This is a genomic window from Pseudomonas cavernae (genome assembly GCF_003595175.1).
Classification (GTDB): Bacteria; Pseudomonadota; Gammaproteobacteria; order Pseudomonadales; family Pseudomonadaceae; genus Aquipseudomonas; species Aquipseudomonas cavernae.
The window spans coordinates 1,196,796-1,218,709 of record NZ_CP032419.1 but is presented as its reverse complement, the minus strand read 5'-3'; the positions used below and the strand labels follow the sequence as shown (position 1 = coordinate 1,218,709).

The following is a 21,914-nucleotide window of genomic DNA, read 5'->3' as shown; positions in this document are numbered from 1 at the left end:
CGCCGGCGCGCAACGACCGCCGAGAAGCTCAGTTCTGCCGGGTGCCCTGGGGCGCACCGCAACGCCCAGCCAGCGCCCGCAGAACCTTATTTCCTGCCAGACAGCCATAGCACCTGGGCGAGCCGATGCTTCGCCCCGTCGCCACAGGCATGTCCGGAATTGATGACGGATACAGACAATGGACAGGCTCAAGCAGGGTTTCGTCGATGCCGCCGGATGGTTGTTCTACCTCAGCCTGCTGATGGTGATCGCTCTGGCGCTGCCACGCACGCTGTTCGACCCCGAATCGAAGGACTTCCTCCTGCTGATCGGTGCGGTCGGCATTTGGCGCTACTCCATGGGTGCCACGCACTTCCTGCGCGGCATGCTGTTCCTCTATGTCGTGTACCCGCACTACCGCCGCAAGGTGAAAAAACTCGGCAAGGACGCCGACCCTTCACAGGTGTTCCTGATGGTCACCAGCTTCCGCATCGACGCACTGACCACCGCCATGGTCTACCGCTCGGTGATCGAGGAGGCCATCGCCTGCGGCTACCCGACCACCGTGGTGTGCTCCATCGTCGAGCGCTCCGACGAACTGCTGGTCAAGGCCCTGTGGGCCAAGTACCAGCCGCCGGAGCGGGTCAAGCTGGACTTCGTACGCATCGCCGGCACCGGCAAGCGCGACGGCCTGGCCAACGGCTTTCGCGCCATCTCCCGGCACCTGCCGGACGACAATGCAGTGGTCGCGGTGATCGACGGCGACAGCGTGCTCGAAGCCAACACCGTCAAGCGCACCCTGCCCTGGTTCAAGCTGTTCCCCAAGGTCGGCGGGCTGACCACCAACGAGTTCTGCGAGGTGCGCGGCGGCTACATCATGAGCGAGTGGCACAAGCTGCGCTTCGCCCAGCGCCACCTGAACATGTGCTCGATGGCCCTGAGCAAGCGGGTGCTGACCATGACCGGGCGCATGTCGGTATTTCGCGCCTCGGTGGTGACCAACCCCGAATTCATCTCCGACGTCGAGAGCGACTATCTCGAGCACTGGCGCCTGGGCCGCTTCCGCTTTCTCACCGGCGACGACAAGTCCAGCTGGTTCAGCCTGATGCGCCTGGGCTACGACACCTTCTACGTGCCGGATGCGGCGATCAACACGGTCGAGCACCCGCCGGAGAAGAGCTTCCTCAAGGCCAGCCGCAAGCTGATGTTCCGCTGGTACGGCAACAACCTGCGGCAGAACTCGCGGGCGATGAAGCTCGGGCCCAAGCGTCTCGGTTGGTTCACCAGCCTGGTGCTGTTCGACCAGCGCGTGTCGATGTGGACCTGCCTGCTCGGCCTCGCCGTGGCGCTGATCGCCAGCCTCAAGTACAGCATCGCCTACCTGCTGGTTTACCTGCTGTGGATCGGCATCACCCGGCTGGTGCTGACCCTGCTGCTGTCGGTCACCGGCCACCACATCGGCCCGGCCTACCCCTTGATTCTTTATTACAACCAGATCGTCGGCGCGCTGGTGAAGATCTACGTGTTCTTCCGCCTCGACCAGCAGTCCTGGACGCGCCAGCCGACCAAGCTCAACCGCGACCTCGCCAGCTTCCAGCGCTGGTTCAACACCTGGTCGTCACGCTCCATGACCTTCTCCGCTGCCAGCTTGTTCATCGCCACGCTGCTGCTCGTGGTCTGAGCCAACCCAATGGACTTGAGTAGGAAAACCACCATGAATACCGCCGTGAACGTCAACATCGTGCATGAATCGGAAACCCAGCGTCAGCACGCCCGGGTGAAGATCCCCGCCAAACTCCGCTTCGTCGGCAAGAACCGCGAAGTGGCCGAACAGACCCTGCTGGACATCTCCGCCGGCGGCTTCGGCTACGGCGCCAGCAAGATCCCGGTGCAGGTCGGCGATTACCACAAGGGCCGCCTGCTGTTCACCATCGACAACCTCAGCCTGAGCATGGATGTGGAATTCCAGGTGCGCTCGGTGGACTTCGACAGCGGCCGGGTCGGCTGCCAGTTCCACAACCTGCAGAAGAGCGACATCGCCACCCTGCGCCAGCTGATCACCGCGCACCTGTCCGGCGAGCTGGTCAGCGTCGGCGAACTGCTCAGCACCCTGCAGCGCGACAACTTCACCAAACCACGCAAGGACAAAGCCGCCGGCGGCATGGGCGTGATCGGCCGCCTGCGCGCGGTGACGGTGAGCTTCGGCGTGCTGCTGGTCGGCATCGGCGCCTGTGCCTTCATTGGCAAGTCGCTGTACAGCCTGTACTTCGTCAGCCACGCCCAGTCCGCCCTGGTCAGCGTGCCCGGCCAGCAGGTGACCATGCCGCGCGAAGGCACGGTGCAGAGCCTGATCGGCGCCGACGGCCTGGTCGCCAAGGGCGCACCGATCGGCACCTTCAGCGCCTCGATGCTGGAGATGCTCAAGGGCCATCTGGACGACAGCGACCTCAAGCCGGCGAAGATCGAGGAACTGTTCGGCAAGCAGATGAAGGGCACCCTGACCAGCCCCTGCGATTGCACCCTGGTGCGCCAGTTGGTCGCTGACGGCCAATACGCCAGCAAGGGCGAAGCGATCTTCCAGCTCGCCCCGCGCGGCAGCCAGGCCAGCATCGAGGCGCGCTTCCCCTACGCCAAGTTCAACGAGATCCGGCCGGGCACCCGGGTCAGCTTCGAGGTCGCCGGCGAAGACCAGGTGCGCAGCGGCAAGATCGTCAGCAGCAACCTGACCAACAGCACCGACCTGTCCACCGACATCCGCGTGCAGATCCAGCCGGACCAGCCGCTGGACAACGCCCTCGCCGGGCGCCCGGTGGAAGTCAGCGCCAATCGTGGCCCGTCGTTCGACTGGCTGCTCGACAAGGCCCTGGCCGCGGGGCTCTGAGGAGGACATGCAGATGGCAGGCATCCAAACCCAGCTGCTCCTGCTCGGCGTCGCCGTGGCGCTCGGGGTGACCGGCTGCGCCGGTCTGCCCGACCAGCGCCTGGCGCGCGAAGCGCTGGCCCGTGGCGACACCGCCACCGCCGCGCAGAACTACCGCCAGCTCGCCGACCTCGGCTACGCCGATGCCCAGGTCGGCCTGGCCGATCTCCAGCTGGAAAGCGGCGACCCCGAACAGCTGCGCCAGGCCGAAGCCACCTACCGCCAGGCCGCAACCCACTCGCCGCGCGCCGCCGCGCGCCTGGGCCGGCTGCTGGCGAGCAAGCCGGGCGCCAGCGCCGCCGAACAGCGCGAGGCCGAGGCCCTGCTCAAGCAGGCCATGGCCGCCGGCGAGCAAAACACCCTGCTGCCGCTGGCACTGCTCTATCTGCAGGCTCCGCAGAGCTTCCCGCAGGTGAACGCCCAGCAGCAGATCAGCCAATGGCGCGCCGCCGGCCAGCCGCAGGCGGAGCTGGCGCAGCTGCTGCTGTACCGCAGCCAGGGCAGCTACGACCAGCATCTCGACGAGATCGAACGCATCTGCCAGGCGGCGCTGGCGAACAACGATGTCTGCTACGTCGAACTGGCCACCGTGTATCAGAAGCGCGGCCAGGCCGAGCAGCAGCAGGCCCTGCTCGCCCAGCTTGCCAGCGCCTATCAACAAGGCCTGGTGCCGGCCCAGCGGGTCGACGCGGTGGCCCAGGTGCTCGCCGACCCGACGCTCGGCACAGCCGACCCCAAGACCGCGCAGAGCCTGCTCGAACCCATCGCGCCCGTTTATCCGCAGGCCTGGGTCAGCCTCGCGCGCCTGCTCTATGACAACCCCGAGCTGGGCGACGTCGAGCAGCTGCTGGGTTACCTGGACAAGGGCCGTGAGGCCGCGCAGCCGCGCGCCGAACTGCTGCTCGGCAAGCTCTATTACGAGGGCAAGCTGCTGCCGCAGGAGCCGTTCAAGGCCGAGCAGCACCTGCTCAAGGCCGCCGCCAGCGAGCCGAGCGCCAACTACTACCTGGGGCAGATCTACCGCCGCGGCTACCTCGGCCAGGTCTACCCGGACAAGGCCCTCGACCACCTGCTCAGTGCCGCGCGCAGCGGCCAGAACAGCGCCGATTTCGCCCTCGCCCAGCTGTTCAGCCAGGGCCGCGGTATCCGTCCCGATCCGCTCAACGCCTACGTGTTCAGCCAGCTCGCGGTGCAGGCCGGCAAGCCCGAGGCCGCCGAGTTGGCGGCGCAGATCGAGCAACAACTCCAACCCGCGCAGCGCGCCCAGGCGCAGCAGCGCCTGCAGGCCGAACAGCAGTTCCGCGGCGCCTACGCCCGCGCCCCAGGCGGACCACTGTCCGCGCAATCGGCAGCCCTTCAACACGAGCAAAACCCGCTATGAAACGACATCCATGGATTGGCGCCAGCCTGACCCTGCCACTGCTGTGCAGCAGCCCGGTATGGGCGGTGCAGCTGAGTGACAAGAACTTCGGCCTGGACGTGAAGATCACCGCCCAGTCCGAGGACGACCGCGACCTTGGCACCCGCGACGGTGGCGACGTCAACGGCGTCGGTCTCGACCTGCGGCCCTGGGGCTATGTGCAGCGCGGCGACTGGAGCGCCTTCGCCATGGGCCAGGCGGTGACCGCCAGCGACATCATCGAGACCGACACCCTGCAGTCCGCCGAGCTTGGCGACGACGGCAGCAGCGACGACAGCCGCGAGCCGGACAAGAGCTACCTGGCCCTGCGCGAATTCTGGGTCGGCTACGGCGGCCTCACCGCCTACCCCGGCGAGGAACTGCGCCTCGGCCGCCAGCGTCTGCGCAGCGACGACGGCATGTGGCGCGACACCAATATCGAGGCGCTGAACTGGAGCTTCGACACCACCTTGCTGCGTGCCCACCTGGGCGTCGCCGAGCGCTTCAGCGAATACCGCACCGACATCGACGAGCTGGCCCCGGAAGACGAGGATCGCCTGCACCTGTTCGGCGACATCGCCAGCCAGTGGACGCCCGGCCACTGGGTCGGCCTCAACGCCCACCACAGCCGCGACGACGGCGACCTGAAGAACCCCGGCGAGGTGGTCGACGAACTGGACAAGACCAGCACCGGCGACCTCACCTGGTTCGGCCTGCAGGCCAACAGCGACGCCTACAACCCGCGCAACACCCAGCCGCTCAACTACTGGGCCAGCGCCACCTGGCTGAGCGGCGACCGCGACCGCCTGACCAGCACCACAGTCGGTAACCAGCGCATCGCCACCGGCCAGCAGAGCGGCGACGTCAACGCCTGGGGCACCGACCTCGGTCTGCGCCTGCGCCTCGATCCGAGCTGGCAAGTCGGTGCCGCCTATGCCCGTGGCAGCGGTGGTGGCGGCAACGACGGCGGCGAGAATTTCCAGCAGACCGGCTTGGAGAGCAACCGCTCCACCTACACCGGCACCCGTTCGCGCGTGCACCGCTTCGGCGAGGCGTTCCGCGGCGAACTGTCCAACCTGCAAGCGGCCACCCTGTTCGGCTCCTGGCAGCTGCAAGACGAGTACGACGCCAGCCTGGTCTACCACCGCTTCTGGCGCGTCGACGGCGATCAGCCGATCGGCGACAGCGGCATCACCGCGGCGATGCCCAACGACGACAAGGACGTCGGCCAGGAGGTCGATGTGGTCGTCACCAAGTACTTCAAGCAGGGCCTGCTGCCGACGGCGATGAGCCAGGCGATCGACGAACCCTCGGCGCTGGTGCGCCTGCGCGGCGGCGTGTTCAAGCCCGGCGATGCCTACGGCAGCCAGGCCGACTCGACCATGCACCGCGCCTTCGTCGACGTGATCTGGCGCTACTGATGCGGAGGATCGGGAATATGAATCGGCTGACGCTCGGCGCCTCGCACGGCGACTCGATGGGTATCGCTGCGCTCAACCCATCCTACGGGGAAGGCTCCGTCCACTCGGACCGCCCCCTCTCCCATTCATGGGAGAGAGCTGGGGAGAGGGCCGGCGCTCGACAACCCACCCTCTCCCCCGGCCCCTCTCCCGTAAACTGGCGAGGGGTGACGCTGCTCGCCGCCTTGCTGCTGCTCGGCAGCACCACCGCGCTGGCCAACCAGCCGAGCGTGGCGCCGGCCGCCGGGGCGACCAAGGAGCTGCGCCAGGCCAAGACCTATACCGTCAGCAGTGCGCCGATCGAACCGCTGCGCCTGGACAAGCCCAAGCTGCCGGACCTCTCCGGCTACACCGCCGCAGCGGTGCAGGCCAAGATCCAGCGCAACCAGCCCGGCCGGGTCAGCGTGCGACGCATGCTGCAGCAGGACGCGCTGAAGGAGTTCATCGGCGGCAACAACCGCCTGGCCGAATGGGTCAAGCGCCAGCAAAGCATGCCGCAGGCGATCTTCGTCGAGGGCGGCTACGTCAACCTCACCGAGCTGGCGCAGAAGCTGCCCAAGCAGTACTTCAGCCAGACCGCCGCGGGTGTGTACCTGGCGCGCCTGCCGATCGTGGTGGCGCAGGGCGCGACCCTGCACATCGACGCCAAGACCCAGGAGCTGCGCCTGTCCCAGGAGCGCGGCGCGTTCCTGGTCAATGACGGCAAGCTGTTCATCACCGACAGCAAACTCACCGCCTGGCGCGAGAGCGCCAACGCGCCGGCGAGCTTCCGCACGGCCAAGGAATTCCGCCCGTTCCTGCTGTCCTGGGGCGGCACCGAGACCTACATAGTCAACAGCACCGTCACCAGTCTCGGCTACGACACCAGTAAGTCCTACGGCGTGAGCATCTCGCAGTACACGCCGAACATGAGCAAGCAGATGGGCCGCAGCGAACCGAGCGGCTGGCTGCTCGACTCCACCTTCGTCGACATGTGGTACGGCTTCTACTGCTACGAGGCCCAGGACGTGGTGCTCAAGGGCAACACCTACCGCGACAACATCATCTACGGCATCGACCCGCACGACCGTTCGCACCGCCTGATCATCGCCGACAACACGGTGCACGGGACCAAGAAGAAGCACGGCATCATCGTCTCCCGCGAGGTCAACGACAGCTGGATCTTCAACAACCGGAGCTACGACAACCAGCTCTCCGGCCTGGTCATCGACCGCAACAGCGTCAACAACCTGGTGGCCTACAACGAGGTGTACGGCAACCACGCCGACGGCATCACCATCTACGAAAGCTCGAACAACCTGCTGTGGGGTAACCGCGTGCTCGACAACGCGCGCCACGGCATCCGCCTGCGCAACAGCGTGAACATCCGCCTGTACGAGAACCTCGCCGCCAGCAACGGCCTGATCGGCGTATACGGGCACACCAAAGACCTTTCCGACACCGACCGCGACATCGACCTCGACCCCTTCGACGCCAAGGTGTCGATGATCGTGGTCGGCGGCCAGCTCGCCGGCAATGGCTCCAGCCCCTTGGCCATCGACTCGCCGCTGTCCGTCGAGCTGTACCGGGTGGACATGCTGATGCCGAGCAAGGCCTCGGGCATCAGCCTCAGCGGCATTCTCGGCGAGCGCCAGGAAGAAATTCTCGACCTGCTGGTGCGCCAGCAGAAAGCCGTGCTGATCGACCCGGTGGAACGCCAGGCCGAACTCCAGGATTGAGGACCACGATGATGAAACTGCGCCACATGAAACTCAGCCGCTGGATCGCCCTGTCGCCCCTGGCCCTCGCCCTCGGCGCGGTCGGCCAGCTGCGCGCCGAAGACCTGCCCGGCGCGCCGAGCTACCAGGCCGCGCCCTGCTGCAACCTGTGCCCGGCGGCGCACGACGCCAGCCGCTACACCACCGACTACCAGAAGAACTTCATCACCCTGGTGCAGGCCCAGGGCGACTGGCTGTTCCGCAGCCAGGAAGACCTGCGCACCGAGTTCGACACCAGCGCCCTCGGCTACCAGCGCATGCAGCAGTTACACGACGCCTTCAAGCGCCGCGGCATCGAGTTGGTGCTGGTCTACCAACCGACCCGCGGCCTGGTCAATCGCGACAAGCTCAACCCGGCGGAAAAGGCGCGCTTCGACTACGACCGCGCGCGGGCCAACTACCAGGCCATGCTCGGCCGCTTCGCGAAGATGGGCTATCAGGTGCCGGATCTCTCGCCGCTGACCGACGAGCACGCCGAACAGGCCTTCTACTTCCGCGGCGACCAGCACTGGACGCCCTACGGCGCGCAACGCACGGCGAAGATAGTCGCCGACAAGGTGCAGCAGATGCCGGCCTTCGCGGGCATCCCCAAGCGCGAGTTCGTCAGCAAGGTGATCGGCCGCATGGGCAAGCGTGGCACCCTGCACAACGTCGCCGGTCAGCTGTGCGGCAGCAGTTACGCCATCGAATACATGGACCAGTTCGCCACCGAACCCAAGGGCGCCAGCGGCGGCGACGACCTGTTCGGCGACGGCGGCAATCCGCAGATCACCCTGGTCGGCACCAGCCACAGCGGGCAGAACTACAACTTCGCCGGCTTCCTGCAGGAAGCCATCGGTGCCGAGGTGTTCAACGCCGCCTTCCCCGGCGGCGGCCTGGAAGGCGCGATGATCGAATACCTAGGCAGCCAGGAGTTTCGCGACAACCCGCCGAAGATCCTGATCTGGGAGTTCTCGCCGCTCTACCGCCTGGACCAGGACAGCATCTACCGCCAGCTGCTCGCCCTGCTCGACGACGGCTGCGACGGCAAGTCCACGGTGCTCGCCAACCAGACCCAGCTGCGCCCCGGGAGCAAGACCGAGGTGCTGGTCAACAGCGGCGCGAAAACGCTGGCCAACCGCAACGGACGCATCGAGCTGGACTTCCCGGACACCTCGGTGAAAACCGTCAAGGCCAGCCTCTGGTACATGAACGGCCGCCACGAGTCGATCAAGCTGGAAAAACCGACGACCGCCGACACCAACGGCAAGTTCGTCTTCAACCTGCGCGAAGACAAGGACTGGGCCGGCCAGACCCTGCTGTCCATGGAGCTGGAAGGCCCGGAAAGCGGCGAGCCGCTCGAGGTCGAGGCCAAGCTGTGCCAGCGCCAAGCCATGTCGCAGAACGCCCAAGCCGGGCTGTGAGGTCTGCCATGAACATCTCCCGCTTCTTCACCCCCACCCTGCTCGGCCTGGCGCTCTGCGCCGGCGCCGCGCAGGCCGCCGGCCTGGTGCCGCCGGCGGGCTACTACGCGCCGATCGAGAAGGTGAAGTCCGGCGAACCGCCGCGCTGTCCGGCGACGCCCATGCCCTACACCGGCGCCCTGCAGTTCCGCAGCAAGTACGAGGGCTCCGACAGCGCGCGCGCGACGCTCAACCGCGAGTCGGAGCAGGAATTCCGCGAGAAGACCGCGGCCATCACCAGCCTCGAACGCGGGGTCAACCAGCAGGTGATGCGCTACATGCGTGACGGCCGCCCGCAGGACCTGCAGTGCACCCTGCAGTGGCTCGGAGCCTGGGCGCAGGCCGACGCGCTGCTGTCCACCGACTACAACCACACCGGCAAGTCGATGCGCAAATGGGCGCTGGGCAGCCTGTCCTCGGCCTGGCTGCGCCTGCAGTTCAGCGAATCGCAGCCGCTGGCGCCCTACGCCCAGCAGAGCCGGCTGATCGAAGCCTGGTTCGCCAAGCTGGCCGAGCAGACGGTCAAGGACTGGAGCGGCCTGCCGCTCAAGCAGATCAACAACCACTCCTACTGGGCGGCCTGGGCGGTGATGGCCAGCGCCATCGCCACCGACCGCCGCGACCTGTTCGACTGGTCGGTGCAGCAGTTCCAGGTCGCCGCCGGCCAGGTCGATGGCGAGGGCTTCCTGCCCAACGAGCTGAAGCGCCAGCAACGCGCCCTCGCCTACCACAACTACGCCCTGCCGCCGCTGGCGATGATCGCCGCGTTCGCCGAGGCCAACGGCGTCGACCTGCGTGACGACCACGACGCCGCCCTGCGGCGTCTGGCCGAGCGGGTGATCGTGGGCGTCGACGATCCCGACGCCTTCGCCGACAAGGCCGGCAAGAACCAGGACATGACCGATCTGAAGAAGGAATCCAAGTTCGCCTGGCTGGAGCCCTACTGCACGCTCTACCGCTGCAGCGCCGAAACCCTGGAGTGGAAGCAATCGATGCAACCGTTCAAGACCTTCCGCCTCGGCGGCGATGTGACCCGCTTGTTCGATCCCAAGGCGGAGGCGAAGAAGGGTTGATTCGGCTACAGAGCTGAACGTCCGCACGAACCAGTCCCCTCTCCCCCCGCTTCATAACAGAAAGGCGGGAGAGGGTTAGGGAGAGGGCAGCAAGGCTTGGAGGAACGCCGAGGCCAAGCCCCTCTCCCCCGGCCCCTCTCCCGTAAACGGGAGAGGGGAGCAAAGCAGCACAGCGCAGGCCTCTACCGCCAGCACGGGCAAGTCCCCTCTCCCATTCATGGGAGAGGGTTAGGGAGAGGGCAACGCGGCATCGAACAACGCCGATGCCAAGTCCTTTCCCCGCCTGGAAACACCCCGACCCGCACATCAGACGCGGGCGGAGCGCAAGACCTTGCAATACCGGGGAGGAATGGGTGGGCCAGGTGGCCCTGACAATTCTTCGATGGAGAAACGCGGATGGTGTTCTCATCCAACGTGTTCCTGTTCTTGTTCCTGCCGATCTTCCTCGGCCTGTATTACTTGAGCGGAAACCGCTACCGCAACCTGCTGTTGCTGGTCGCCAGCTATGTCTTCTATGCCTGGTGGCGGATCGATTTTCTCGCCCTGTTCGCCGGGGTCACGCTGTTCAACTACTGGATCGGCCTCAAGGTCGGTGCCGCCGGTGTGCGCACGCCCGCGGCCAAGCGCTGGCTGCTGCTCGGCGTGGTGGTCGACCTGGCCATCCTCGGCTACTTCAAGTACGCCAACTTCGGCGTCGACAGCCTCAACGCGATCATCGCCTCGTTCGGCCTTGAGCCGTTCATCCTCACCCACATCCTGCTGCCGATCGGCATCTCCTTCTACGTCTTCGAGTCGATCAGCTACATCATCGATGTGTACCGTGGCGACACCCCGGCAACCCACAACCTGATCGACTTCGCCGCCTTCGTGGCGATCTTCCCGCACCTGATCGCCGGCCCGGTGCTGCGCTTCAAGGACCTGGCCGACCAGTTCAACCATCGCACCCATACCCTCGACAAGTTCTCCGAGGGCTGCACCCGCTTCATGCAGGGCTTCATCAAGAAGGTGTTCATCGCCGACACCCTGGCGGTGGTCGCCGACCACTGCTTCGCCCTCGACAACCCGAGCACCGGCGATGCCTGGCTCGGCGCGCTGGCCTACACCGCGCAGCTGTACTTCGACTTCTCCGGCTACAGCGACATGGCCATCGGCCTCGGCCTGATGATGGGTTTCCGCTTCATGGAGAACTTCAAGCAGCCCTACATCAGCCAGTCGATCACTGAGTTCTGGCGGCGCTGGCACATCAGCCTGTCCACCTGGCTGCGCGACTACCTGTACATCAGCCTCGGCGGCAACCGCGGCGGCACCCTGATGACCTACCGCAACCTGTTCCTGACCATGCTGCTCGGCGGCCTGTGGCACGGCGCCAACTTCACCTACGTGATCTGGGGCGCCTGGCACGGCCTGTGGCTGGCGATCGAGCGGGCGCTGGGCATCGACGCCGCGCCGCGCCGCTTCAACCCGCTGAAATGGGCGGCGACCTTCCTGCTGGTGGTGATCGGCTGGGTGATCTTCCGCGCCGAGAACCTGCACGTGGCCATGCGCATGTACCAGGCGATGTTCAGCTTCGGCGACTGGCAGCTGTCCGAGCTCGGCGCCGCCAACCTCAGCGCCCTGCAGATCGCCACCCTGCTGATCGCCTACGCGACCCTGGCCATCTGCGGCCTGTACGACTTCTACCGCCAGCCGCTCGACGGCCGCGCGCCGCAGGCCAAGGCCGCCAGTGCCCAGCCGGGGCTGATCGAGGCGGTGCCGAGCGAGGTAATGGTGCAGTCGACCACGGCCAGCCTCGATTGGAGCCGCACCCTGCTGCGCGCCCTGGTCCTGCTGCTGTTCTGCGCCTCGCTGCTGAAGCTCTCGGCGCAGAGCTACTCGCCCTTCCTGTACTTCCAGTTCTGAGGACCGCCGACATGACCCGATCCCTGCGCCTCCTCTACATCGCCCTGTTCCTCGCCCTGCTGCTGGCCCTCGGCGCCTGGTCGCTACGTGGCTTCAGCGGCTTCAGCGTGGCGGCGGATACCCCGCTGCTCAACGGCAAGTGGGCCAAGGCGGTGGAAACCCGCTACGACGAGGAATTCCCGCTCAAGCGTCTGGGCACCAATATTTGGGCGGCGCTCGACTACAGCCTGTTCGGCGAAGGCCGTCCGGGCGTGGTGCTCGGCCGCGACCACTGGCTGTTCAGCGACGAGGAACTCAAGCCGGTGGCCAACGCCGAGCAGCACATCGAGGACAACCTCAAGTTGATCGAAGGCGTGCGCCAGACCCTCGCCCAGCACGACGTGCAATTGCTCCTGGCGATAGTCCCGGCCAAGGCGCGCCTGTACCCTGAACACCTCGGCAAGCAGCAGCCGGCCAGCCTGCGCCACGACCTGTACCAGCGCTTCCTGGCCCACGTGCGGCGCAGCGGGATCATCGCCCCCGACCTACTCGCCAGCCTGGAGCAGGAGAAGGCCAAGGGCGCGGCGCTGTTCCTGCGCACCGACACCCACTGGACCCCGCACGGCGCCGAACTGGTGGCCCAGCGTCTCGGCCAGATCGTGCAGCGCCATGCGCCGCTGGCCGGCGAACCGCAGCGCTTCGTCACCCAGATCGACGCGGCCAAGCCCTACCAGGGCGACCTGACCCGCTTCCTGCCGCTCGACCCGCTGTTCAGCGAACTGCTGCCGCCGCCGGACGAGCTGCAGGCGCGCAGCACCCATGCCGTCGGCGCCGAGCAGAACGCTGCCGATGCGCTGTTCGCCGACACCCAGGTGCCGGTGGCGCTGATCGGCACCAGCTACAGCGCCAACCCTAACTGGAACTTCCTCGGCGCCCTGCGCCAGGCCCTCGGCAGCGACATCCTCAACTACGCCGAGGACGGTCACGGGCCGCTGCAACCGATGCTCAAGTACCTGCAAAGCGACGCGCTCAAGAACAGCTCGCCGCAGTTGGTGATCTGGGAATTCCCCGAACGCTACCTGCCGATGGCCGCCGACCTCAGCCAGTTCGATCCGGCCTGGATCGCCCAGCTCAAATCCGCCGCCCCCGCCGGCGAACGCCTGGCCGCCACGGCCAACTGATCATGCACCACCAGGAGAACCTGACCATGAAATCGACTACCACCCGCTCACTGCGCCCCACCGCCCTCGCCGCCACCGGCGCCCTGCTGCTCGCCGGCCTGTTCACCTGGCAGGCCCAGGCCGCCAGCGACGCCGCGCTCTACGGCCCCACCGCGCCCAAGGGCTCGGCCTTCGTGCGCCTGTACAACGCCAGCAACCAGGAGGTCAGCGCCAACGTCGGCAACACCAAGCTCGACGACGTCGGCCCGCTGGGCAGCAGCGACTTCAGCTTCCTCCCCGGCGGCAGCTACAGCGCCCAGGTCGGCAGCCAGCGCGTGCCGGTCAAGCTCGGCCCGGACCGCTACTACACCCTGGTCAACCTGCCCGGCGCCCAGCCGCAGCTGGTCGAAGAGCCGCCGTTCAAGAACAAGCAGAAGGCCCTGCTGCGGGTGCAGAACCTCAGCGACACGCCGCTGACCCTGAAGACCGCCGACGGCAAGACCCCGGTGGTGGAGAACGTCGCTCCGCAGGGCCACGGCGACCGCGAGATCAACCCGGTCAAGGTCGACCTGGCGTTGTTCGCCGGCGACCAGAAGGTCAGCGACCTCAAGCCGGTGGCCCTGGCCCGCGGCGAGGCGGTGTGCCTGTACGTCACCGGCAGCGCCGGCAAGCTCGCACCGGTGTGGGTCAAGCGCCCGGCCAGCGCGAACTGAGGAACGCGGACGCGACCGTCCGCACAAACAACCCCCTCTCCCTCCGGGAGAGGGAACAAACAACGCGGGCCTGACCGTCCGCACGTACCAGTCCCCTCTCCCATTCATGGGAGAGGGTTAGGGAGAGGGAAAAAGGCCTCGGCATACGTCGAAGCCTCGCCCCTCTCCCCCGGCCCCTCTCCCATCAATGGGCGAGGGGAGCAAAGCGACAACAAAGCCGCCCCGCTGGAACGCAGTGCGGGGCGGGAGAAACGCAGCGAAAAACCTTATGGATAAATTCAGGAGAAACACCATGATCCCCGTCATTCTCTCAGGTGGTAGCGGTTCGCGACTCTGGCCTCTTTCGCGCAAGCAGTTTCCCAAGCAATTCCTCGCCCTCACCGGCGAGCACACCCTGTTCCAGCAGACCCTCGAGCGCCTGGTGTTCGACGGCATGCAGGCGCCGGTGGTGGTGTGCAACAAGGACCACCGCTTCATCGTTCAGGAACAACTCGCCGCCCTGAAGCTGGCCACCCAGACGACCCTGCTCGAGCCCTTCGGCCGCAATACCGCGCCGGCGGTGGCGATCGCCGCCATGCAACTGGTCAACGAGGGCCGTGACGAGTTGCTGCTGGTGCTTCCCGCCGACCATGTGATCGAAGACCAGAAGGCCTTCCAGCGCGCCCTGGCACTGGCCACCATCGCCGCCGAAAACGGCGAGATGGTGCTGTTCGGCGTGCCGGCGAGCAAGCCGGAGACCGGCTACGGCTACATCAAGACCAGCGCCGACCCGCGCCTGCCGGAAGGGGTGATCCGCGTCGCCCAGTTCGTCGAGAAGCCCGACGAGCAGCGCGCCGCGCAGTTCGTCGCCGCCGGCGACTACTTCTGGAACAGCGGCATGTTCCTGTTCCGCGCCAGCCGCTTCCTCGACGAACTCAAGCAGCACGACGCCGATATCTACGACACCTGCCTGCTGGCCCTGGAACGCAGCAAGCGCGACGGCGACAGCGTGGAGATCGACGAAGCCACCTTCGCCTGCTGCCCGGACAACTCCATCGACTACGCGGTGATGGAGAAGACCACGCGCGCCTGCGTGGTGCCGCTGGCCGCCGGCTGGAACGACGTCGGCAGCTGGTCGTCGATCTGGGACGTGCACGCCAAGGACGCCGCCGGCAACGTCACCAAGGGCGACGTGGTGGTGCAGGACAGCCACAACTGCCTGGTGCACGGCAACGGCAAGCTGGTCTCAGTGATCGGTCTGGATAACATCGTGGTGGTGGAAACCAAGGACGCCATGATGATCGCCCACAAGGACCGCGTGCAGGAGGTCAAGCAGCTGGTCAACACCCTCAAGGAGCAAGGCCGCAGCGAGACCGAAACCCACTGCGAGGTGTACCGGCCGTGGGGCTCCTATGACTCGGTGGACATGGGCGGGCGCTTCCAGGTCAAGCGCATCTCGGTGAAACCCGGCGCCCAGCTGTCGCTGCAGATGCACCACCACCGTGCCGAGCACTGGATCGTGGTGTCCGGCACGGCGCAGGTGACCTGTGACGACAAGACCTTCCTGCTCACCGAGAACCAGTCCACCTACATCCCCATCGCCTCGGTGCACCGCCTGGCCAACCCCGGCAGGATCCCCCTGGAGCTCATCGAGGTGCAGTCCGGCAGCTACCTCGGCGAGGACGACATCGAGCGCTTCGAGGACCTCTACGGCCGCAGCGCCGAACCCGCGCAAGAGCGCAGCATCGGCATCGCCCGCTGAGCCCTCCCCACCTCCCTCTCCCGCCGCGGGAGAGGGACCTCCCCCATCCTACCGCTGCACACCAGCACCACTTTTTTGTGGGTTAGCCGCGCAGCGGCGTAACCCACCAGCGGTCCCGTCATGGACAGCGGCGTCCGGCAGGGTTGGCGGGTTAAGCCTACGGCTACGCGTCCCGGGTACCACCTAGTGGCCTACACGTCTCAATAGCTCATTGGCACATAGCCATTACCAAGCCCTTCCTTCAGCGTCCCTGGCTGCCCTGAAATTTCGACCCTTAGTTTTCATTACTGCCAAGAAAGCGCCTAGCCGCCTGCCTTCATATAAACAAAAAACCTAAAAACTCGCCTGCGCCAGCAGAAATTACCATTCGCGATAAAGTTAATATCGAATTCTTTCTAAAATAACGACGCACGGGCAGAACTATTGTTTACGAATGCAACTCACATCCCTACATTGGCAACCCACTCGTCAATGCCTGTTAAACACCTGACAAGAATTCAAACGGGAGCCCCTCCGCAATGAGAGCAAAAACAACCTAAGCCAGGCGCAGCGGGCCATAGCGAAGCGTCCCGCCATATCCAATGGAAACTTGAACAACATGCTATTTGAGTGCCAAACATAATCGGCACTCAGGACTTATTATGCCTGCGCCCGGCCATTAAGTTATTACGCCGAGTGCCGAAAATGGGCCGCCTTATATCAGCGGTATTTTTTAACGGCGTGATACATGGAACTAAGGAGCATAAGAATGCGCATCAGCATTTTTGGACTCGGCTACGTCGGTGCAGTGTGTGCCGGTTGCCTCTCTTCCCGGGGTCATGAAGTAGTCGGCGTGGATATATCCGCCACCAAGATCGACCTGATCAACCAGGGCAAATCACCCATCGTCGAACCCGGTTTGCAACAACTTCTGCAACAAGGCATTCAGTCCGGCCGCCTGCGGGGCACCACCGATGTGGCCGCGGCGATTGCCGCCAGCGAACTGTCGATGCTCTGCGTCGGCACCCCGAGCAAGAAGAACGGTGATCTGGCCCTGCACTTTATCGAGTCGGTCTGCGCGCAGGTAGGTGAAGCGCTGCGCAGCAAGTCCGAGTGGCATAGCGTGGTGGTGCGCAGCACGGTGCTGCCGGGCACGGTCAAGAACTTCATCATCCCCATTCTTGAAGAGTGTTCCGGCAAGCGCGCCGGGATCGATTTCGGCGTCGCGGTGAATCCCGAGTTCCTCCGCGAGAGCACGGCGATCAAGGATTACAACTTCCCGCCTATGACGGTGATCGGCGAGCTGGACAGCCGCTCCGGCGATTTACTGCAGGACATCTACCAGGAACTCGATGCGCCCATCGTGCGGAAAAGCATCGAAGTGGCGGAAATGATCAAGTACAGCTGCAACGTCTGGCACGCCACCAAGGTGACTTTCGCCAACGAGATCGGCAACATCGCCAAGGCCGCCGGCGTCGACGGCCGCGAGGTGATGGACGTGGTCTGCCAGGACCACAAGCTCAACCTGTCCAAGTACTACATGAAGCCCGGCTTCGCCTTCGGTGGCTCGTGCCTGCCCAAGGACGTGCGCGCCCTCACCTACCGCGCCGGCCAGCTGGACGTCGAGGCACCGCTGCTCGGCTCGCTGATGCGCAGCAACGAGGCGCAGGTGCAGAACGCCTTCGACATCATCACCAGCTATGACAAGCGCCGCATCGCCCTGCTTGGCCTCTCCTTCAAGGCCGGCACCGACGACCTGCGCGAAAGCCCGCTGGTGGAACTGGCCGAGATGCTCATCGGCAAGGGCTATGACCTCAGCATCTACGACCGCAACGTCGAATACGCGCGGGTCCACGGGGCGAACAAGGACTACATCGAATCGAAGATTCCGCATGTGTCCTCACTGCTCGACAGCGATCTCGACAGCGTCATTGCGCGCGCCGAGATCATCGTCCTCGGCAATGGCGACGAGCGCTTCCGTGCCCTCGCCCAGCAGGTGCCGGAGGGCAAGCAGATCGTCGACCTGGTGGGCTTCATGGCGCACACCAGCGGCGCCGGCCGCGAAGGCATCTGCTGGTAAGCCACTAAGAACGTGGCGGTCGCGCCCGGTTAACCGCCGGCGCGCCACGACCGCCGAAAAGCTCAGTTCTGCCGGCCGCCCCGTGGCGGACCGCAACGCCCAGGCGCGTGGCCGCAGAACTTGATTTCCTGTGGGAACCCTGCGGATTGCCGTAACCGAATGGGCGAAGCGGTACTTCGTCCTGTCCGAAACCTATGACGGACACAGACCATGGAGAGACTTACGCAGGGTTTCATCGATACCGCCGGATGGCTGCTCTATCTCAGCCTGCTGATGGTGATCGCCCTGGCGCTGCCGCAGACCCTTTTCGACCCGCTGTCGAAGGACTTCCTCTTGCTGATCGGCGCGGTCAGCATCTGGCGCTATTCGATGGGCGTCATGCACTTCATGCGCGGCCTGCTGTTCCTCTACATCGTCTACCCGCACTACCGGCGCCAGGCGCACCGGCTCGGTGAGGCGGCCGCCCCGCCGCACGTGTGCCTGCTGGTCACCAGCTTCCGCATCGACGCGCTGACCACCGCCATGGTCTACCGCTCGGTGATCGAGGAAGCCATCGCCTGCGGTTACCCGACCACCGTGGTCTGCTCCATCGTCGAGCTGTCCGACGAGCAGCTGGTGAAGAGCTTGTGGGCCAAGTACAACCCGCCGGCGCGGGTCAAGCTGAACTTCGTGCGCATCGCCGGCACCGGCAAGCGCGACGGCCTGGCCAATGGCTTTCGCGCCATCTCCCGACTCCTGCCGCACGAGCATGCGGTGGTCGCGGTGATCGACGGCGACAGCCTCCTCGAGCCGGGTGTGATCGGCAAAACCGTGCCGTATTTCCAGCTATTCCCCAAGGTCGGCGGGCTGACCACCAACGAATTCTGCGAGGTGCGCGGCGGCTACATCATGAGCGAGTGGCACAAGCTGCGCTTCGCCCAGCGCCACCTGAATATGTGCTCGATGGCGCTGAGCAAGCGGGTGCTGACCATGACCGGGCGCATGTCGATGTTCCGCGCCGAAGTGGTGACCAACCCGGAGTTCATCGCCGACGTCGAGAGCGACTATCTCGAGCACTGGCGCCTGGGCCGCTTCCGTTTCCTCACCGGCGACGACAAGTCCAGCTGGTTCAGCCTGATGCGCCTGGGCTATGACACCTTCTACGTGCCGGATGCGGCGATCAATACGGTCGAGCACCCGCCGGAGAAGAGTTTCTTCAAGGCCAGCCGCAAGTTGATGTTCCGCTGGTACGGCAACAGCCTGCGGCAGAACTCGCGGGCGCTGAAGCTCGGCCCGCTGCGCCTCGGCGCCTTCACCAGCCTGGTGCTGTTCGACCAGCGCATATCGATGTGGACCTGCCTGCTCGGCCTGACCGTGGCGCTGATCGCCAGCCTCAAGTACAGCATCGCCTACCTGCTGATCTACCTGCTGTGGATCGGCATCACCCGCCTGATCCTGACCCTGCTGCTGTCGGTCACCGGCCACCACATCGGCCCGGCCTACCCCTTGATTCTTTATTACAACCAGATCGTCGGCGCGCTGGTGAAGGTCTATGTGTTCTTCCGCCTCGACCAGCAATCCTGGACGCGCCAGTCGACCAAGCTCAACCGCGACCTCGCCAGCTTCCAGCGCTGGTTCAACACCTGGTCGTCCCGTTCCATGACTTTTTCTGCCGCCAGTCTGTTCATCGCCACGCTGCTGCTGCTGGTGTGAGCCCACCCAATGGAATTGAGTAGGAAAACCTCCATGAATACCGCCGTCAACGTCAACGTCGTGCATGAATCGGAAACCCAGCGCCAGCACGCCCGCGTGCGGATTCCGGCGAAGATACGTTTCGCCGGCAAGAGCCATAAGGTCGTCGAACAACAGCTGCAGGAACTGTCGGCCGGCGGCTTCAGCTACGCGGCCGGCAAACACCCGGTGCAGGTCGGCGACTACCACCAAGGCGAATTGCTGTTCGCCATCGACCACCTCGGTCTGACCATGCCCATGGAGTTCCAGGTGCGCTCGGTGGACTTCGCCAGCGGCCGGGTCGGCTGCCAGTTCCACAACCTCAAGCCGCGCGACATCGTCACCCTGCGCCACCTGATCACCGCCCATCTCTCCGGCGAACTGGTCAGCGTCGGCGAACTGCTCAGCACCCTGCAGCGCGACAACTTCAGCAAACCGCGCAAGGACAAGAGCCAGGCCGGCCTAGGCGTGTTCGGCCGCCTGCGCGCGATGATCCTCAGCCTCGCCGTGCTGGTCATCGGGGTGGCGGCGTTCGTCTTCATCGGCAAGTCGCTGTACGAGCTGTATTTCGTCACCCACGCCAAGGCCGCCCTGGTCAGCGTGCCCGGCCTGCAGGTGACCATGCCGCGCGAAGGCACGGTGCAGAGCCTGATCGGCGCCGACGGCCTGGTCGACAAGGGCGCACCGATCGGCACCTTCAGCGCCTCGATGCTGGAAATGCTCAAGGGTCACCTGAACGACAGCGACCTCAAGCCGGCGAAGATCGAGGAACTGTTCGGCAAGCAGATGAAGGGCACCCTGACCAGCCCCTGCGACTGCACCCTGGTGCGCCAACTGGTGGCCGACGGTCAATACGCGAGCCGGGGCGAGGTGATCTTCCAACTCGCCCCGCGCGGCAGCCAGGCCAGCATCGAGGCGAGCTTTCCCTACACCAAGCTCAACGCGATCGGCCCGGGCACCCGGGTCAGTTTCGTGGTCGCCGGCGAACAAGAGGCGCATAGCGGCACGATCGTCAGCAGCAACCTGCCCCCCAGTAACAATAACGACTTGTCCACCGATATCCGCGTGCAGATCCAGCCGGACCAGCCGCTGGACAACGCCCTGGCCGGGCGCCCGGTGGAAGTCAGCGTCAATCGCGGTCCGTCGCTCGCCTGGCTGAGCAATTAACCCAGGGCGATGGGCCACTTCGGAGGGTGTAGCAATGGCTAAGATCCAAGCGCAACTGCTCCTGCTGCTGACCGCGCTGAGCCTGGCCGGCTGCGCCGGTCTGCCCGACCAGCGCCTGGCCCAGGAGGCCATGACCCGCGGCGACACCGCCACCGCCGCGCAGAACTACCGCCAGCTCGCCGACCTCGGCTACGCCGATGCCCAAGTCGGCCTGGCCGACATCCAGCTGGAAAGCGGCGACCCCGAGCAACTGCGCCAGGCCGAAGCCACCTACCGCCAGGCCGCGACCCACTCGCCGCGCGCCGCCGCGCGCCTGGGCCGGCTGCTGGCGAGCAAACCGGGCACCAGCGACGCCGAGCGCCACGAGGCCGAGGCCCTGCTGAAAGACGCCATGGCCGCCGGCGAGCAGAACACCCTGTTGCCGCTGACGCTGCTTTATCTGCGCTACCCGCAGAGCTTCCCGCAGGTGAACGTCCAGCAGCAGATCAGCCAGTGGCGCGCCGCCGGCCAGCCGCAGGCGGAACTGGCGCAGGTGCTGCTGTACCGCAGCCAGGGCAGCTACGACCAGCACCTCGACGAGATCGAACGCATCTGCACGGCGGCGCTGGCGCGCGAGGATGCCTGCTATGTCGAGCTGGCCACCGTGTACCGCAAGCGCGGCCAGGCTGAACAGCAGCACGCCTTGGTCGAACAACTGCAGAGCGCCTATCGGCAGGGCCTGGTGCCGGCTCAGCGGGTTGACGCGGTGGCCCAGGTGCTCGCCGATCCGGCGCTGGGTACGCCCGATGTGCCGACCGCCAAGACCTTGCTGGAACAGATCGCCCCGAGCTATCCGGCCGCCTGGGTCAGCCTCGCGCGCCTGCTCTATGACAACCCCGATCAGGGCGACATCGACCAGCTGCTGAGTTACCTGGACAAGGGCCGCGCCGCCGCCCAGCCACGCGCCGAGTTGCTGCTCGGCAAGCTCTACTACGACGGCAAGCTGGTCCCGCCCGACCCGCGCAAGGCCGAGCAGCACCTGCTCAAGGCCGCGCCCAGCGAGCCGAGCGCCAACTACTACCTGGGACAGATCTACCGCCGCGGCTATCTCGGCCAGGTCGACCCGGACAAGGCCCTCGACCACCTGCTCAGCGCCGCGCGCAGCGGCCAGAACAGCGCCGATTTCGCCCTCGCCCAGCTGTTCAGTCAGGGCCGCGGCGTGCAGCCCGACCCGGTCAACGCCTATGTGTTCAGCCAGCTCGCGGTGCAAGCCGGTAAGCCCGAGGCCCCGGCGTTGGCGGCGCAGGTCGAGCAACAATTGTCAGCGGCCCAGCGCGCCGAGGCGCAACAGCGGCTGCGCGCGGAGCGGCAGTTTCGCGGTGATAGCACTATGCTCCGTGCTGCTGCCAGCGGTGACGTTCTGAGTGTCGAACAGCCCGCCAGCAACACCGCCGACCTTCGTCCCTAATGGAACAGA

The 21,914-nt window shown here is 65.8% G+C and carries 15 protein-coding genes; all 15 read left to right on the top strand.

Features of this window, described 5'->3' with window-relative positions:
* The first annotated feature begins 178 nt into the window (after nt 1-178).
* Entirely contained in the window at nt 179-1,660 is a 1,482-nt protein-coding gene (alg8, locus tag D3880_RS05605; protein ID WP_119892509.1) for a mannuronan synthase, read from the top strand.
* A 33-nt stretch (nt 1,661-1,693) separates the two neighbouring features.
* Nucleotides 1,694-2,860, top strand: coding sequence for an alginate biosynthesis protein Alg44 (locus tag D3880_RS05600; RefSeq protein ID WP_119892508.1), 1,167 nt, complete (start codon nt 1,694-1,696; stop codon nt 2,858-2,860).
* Nucleotides 2,861-2,867: 7 nt separating this feature from the next.
* Nucleotides 2,868-4,280 carry an alginate biosynthesis TPR repeat lipoprotein AlgK gene (gene algK, locus D3880_RS05595; protein WP_218567602.1) on the top strand — a complete coding sequence of 471 codons (1,413 nt, stop codon included), beginning with the start codon at nt 2,868-2,870 and terminating at the stop codon, nt 4,278-4,280.
* Entirely contained in the window at nt 4,277-5,719 is a 1,443-nt protein-coding gene (locus D3880_RS05590; protein ID WP_119892507.1) for an alginate export family protein, read from the top strand. Before algK (D3880_RS05595) ends, D3880_RS05590 begins: the two co-directional genes overlap by 4 nt.
* A 206-nt stretch (nt 5,720-5,925) precedes the next feature.
* On the top strand, nt 5,926-7,476 hold the full coding sequence (gene algG, locus D3880_RS05585) for a mannuronan 5-epimerase AlgG (protein ID WP_238474411.1): 1,551 nt from the start codon (nt 5,926-5,928) through the stop codon (nt 7,474-7,476).
* Between the two features lie 11 nt (nt 7,477-7,487).
* Nucleotides 7,488-8,918 carry an alginate O-acetyltransferase gene (locus D3880_RS05580; RefSeq protein WP_119895673.1) on the top strand — a complete coding sequence of 477 codons (1,431 nt, stop codon included), beginning with the start codon at nt 7,488-7,490 and terminating at the stop codon, nt 8,916-8,918.
* A gap of 8 nt (nt 8,919-8,926) precedes the next feature.
* Nucleotides 8,927-10,030, top strand: coding sequence for a mannuronate-specific alginate lyase (locus D3880_RS05575; protein ID WP_119892506.1), 1,104 nt, complete (start codon nt 8,927-8,929; stop codon nt 10,028-10,030).
* A gap of 396 nt (nt 10,031-10,426) precedes the next feature.
* Nucleotides 10,427-11,929: an MBOAT family O-acyltransferase gene (locus tag D3880_RS05570; RefSeq protein ID WP_119892505.1), complete on the top strand. Its 1,503-nt coding sequence runs from the start codon at nt 10,427-10,429 to the stop codon at nt 11,927-11,929.
* Between the two features lie 11 nt (nt 11,930-11,940).
* Entirely contained in the window at nt 11,941-13,089 is a 1,149-nt protein-coding gene (locus D3880_RS05565; RefSeq protein ID WP_119892504.1) for an alginate O-acetyltransferase, read from the top strand.
* Between the two features lie 26 nt (nt 13,090-13,115).
* A complete protein-coding gene (locus D3880_RS05560; RefSeq protein ID WP_119892503.1) occupies nt 13,116-13,781 on the top strand; it encodes an alginate O-acetyltransferase AlgF in 666 nt (221 codons plus the stop codon).
* Nucleotides 13,782-14,073: 292 nt separating this feature from the next.
* Entirely contained in the window at nt 14,074-15,522 is a 1,449-nt protein-coding gene (locus tag D3880_RS05555) for a mannose-1-phosphate guanylyltransferase/mannose-6-phosphate isomerase (RefSeq protein WP_119892502.1), read from the top strand.
* A 748-nt stretch (nt 15,523-16,270) separates the two neighbouring features.
* Nucleotides 16,271-17,581 carry a nucleotide sugar dehydrogenase gene (locus tag D3880_RS05550; RefSeq protein ID WP_119892501.1) on the top strand — a complete coding sequence of 437 codons (1,311 nt, stop codon included), beginning with the start codon at nt 16,271-16,273 and terminating at the stop codon, nt 17,579-17,581.
* 210 nt (nt 17,582-17,791) lie between these two features.
* Nucleotides 17,792-19,273 carry a glycosyltransferase family 2 protein gene (locus D3880_RS05545; RefSeq protein WP_119892500.1) on the top strand — a complete coding sequence of 494 codons (1,482 nt, stop codon included), beginning with the start codon at nt 17,792-17,794 and terminating at the stop codon, nt 19,271-19,273.
* A 33-nt stretch (nt 19,274-19,306) separates the two neighbouring features.
* The gene (locus D3880_RS05535; protein ID WP_119892499.1) at nt 19,307-20,458 is read left to right on the top strand and encodes a PilZ domain-containing protein; all 1,152 of its coding nucleotides are present in this window, start codon (nt 19,307-19,309) and stop codon (nt 20,456-20,458) included.
* A gap of 34 nt (nt 20,459-20,492) precedes the next feature.
* Nucleotides 20,493-21,905: an alginate biosynthesis TPR repeat lipoprotein AlgK gene (gene algK, locus D3880_RS05530; RefSeq protein ID WP_119892498.1), complete on the top strand. Its 1,413-nt coding sequence runs from the start codon at nt 20,493-20,495 to the stop codon at nt 21,903-21,905.
* Nucleotides 21,906-21,914 lie beyond the last annotated feature (9 nt).

Bases quoted from the DNA above. Each gene is read 5' to 3' on its own strand.
- alg8 (WP_119892509.1), top strand. From the start codon at position 179: ATGGACAGGCTCAAGCAGGGTTTCGTCGATGCCGCCGGATGGTTGTTC.
- D3880_RS05600 (WP_119892508.1), top strand. From the start codon at position 1,694: ATGAATACCGCCGTGAACGTCAACATCGTGCATGAATCGGAAACCCAG.
- algK (WP_218567602.1), top strand. From the start codon at position 2,868: ATGCAGATGGCAGGCATCCAAACCCAGCTGCTCCTGCTCGGCGTCGCC.
- D3880_RS05590 (WP_119892507.1), top strand. From the start codon at position 4,277: ATGAAACGACATCCATGGATTGGCGCCAGCCTGACCCTGCCACTGCTG.
- D3880_RS05580 (WP_119895673.1), top strand. From the start codon at position 7,488: ATGAAACTGCGCCACATGAAACTCAGCCGCTGGATCGCCCTGTCGCCC.
- D3880_RS05575 (WP_119892506.1), top strand. From the start codon at position 8,927: ATGAACATCTCCCGCTTCTTCACCCCCACCCTGCTCGGCCTGGCGCTC.
- D3880_RS05570 (WP_119892505.1), top strand. From the start codon at position 10,427: ATGGTGTTCTCATCCAACGTGTTCCTGTTCTTGTTCCTGCCGATCTTC.
- D3880_RS05565 (WP_119892504.1), top strand. From the start codon at position 11,941: ATGACCCGATCCCTGCGCCTCCTCTACATCGCCCTGTTCCTCGCCCTG.
- D3880_RS05560 (WP_119892503.1), top strand. From the start codon at position 13,116: ATGAAATCGACTACCACCCGCTCACTGCGCCCCACCGCCCTCGCCGCC.
- D3880_RS05555 (WP_119892502.1), top strand. From the start codon at position 14,074: ATGATCCCCGTCATTCTCTCAGGTGGTAGCGGTTCGCGACTCTGGCCT.
- D3880_RS05550 (WP_119892501.1), top strand. From the start codon at position 16,271: ATGCGCATCAGCATTTTTGGACTCGGCTACGTCGGTGCAGTGTGTGCC.
- D3880_RS05545 (WP_119892500.1), top strand. From the start codon at position 17,792: ATGGAGAGACTTACGCAGGGTTTCATCGATACCGCCGGATGGCTGCTC.
- D3880_RS05535 (WP_119892499.1), top strand. From the start codon at position 19,307: ATGAATACCGCCGTCAACGTCAACGTCGTGCATGAATCGGAAACCCAG.
- algK (WP_119892498.1), top strand. From the start codon at position 20,493: ATGGCTAAGATCCAAGCGCAACTGCTCCTGCTGCTGACCGCGCTGAGC.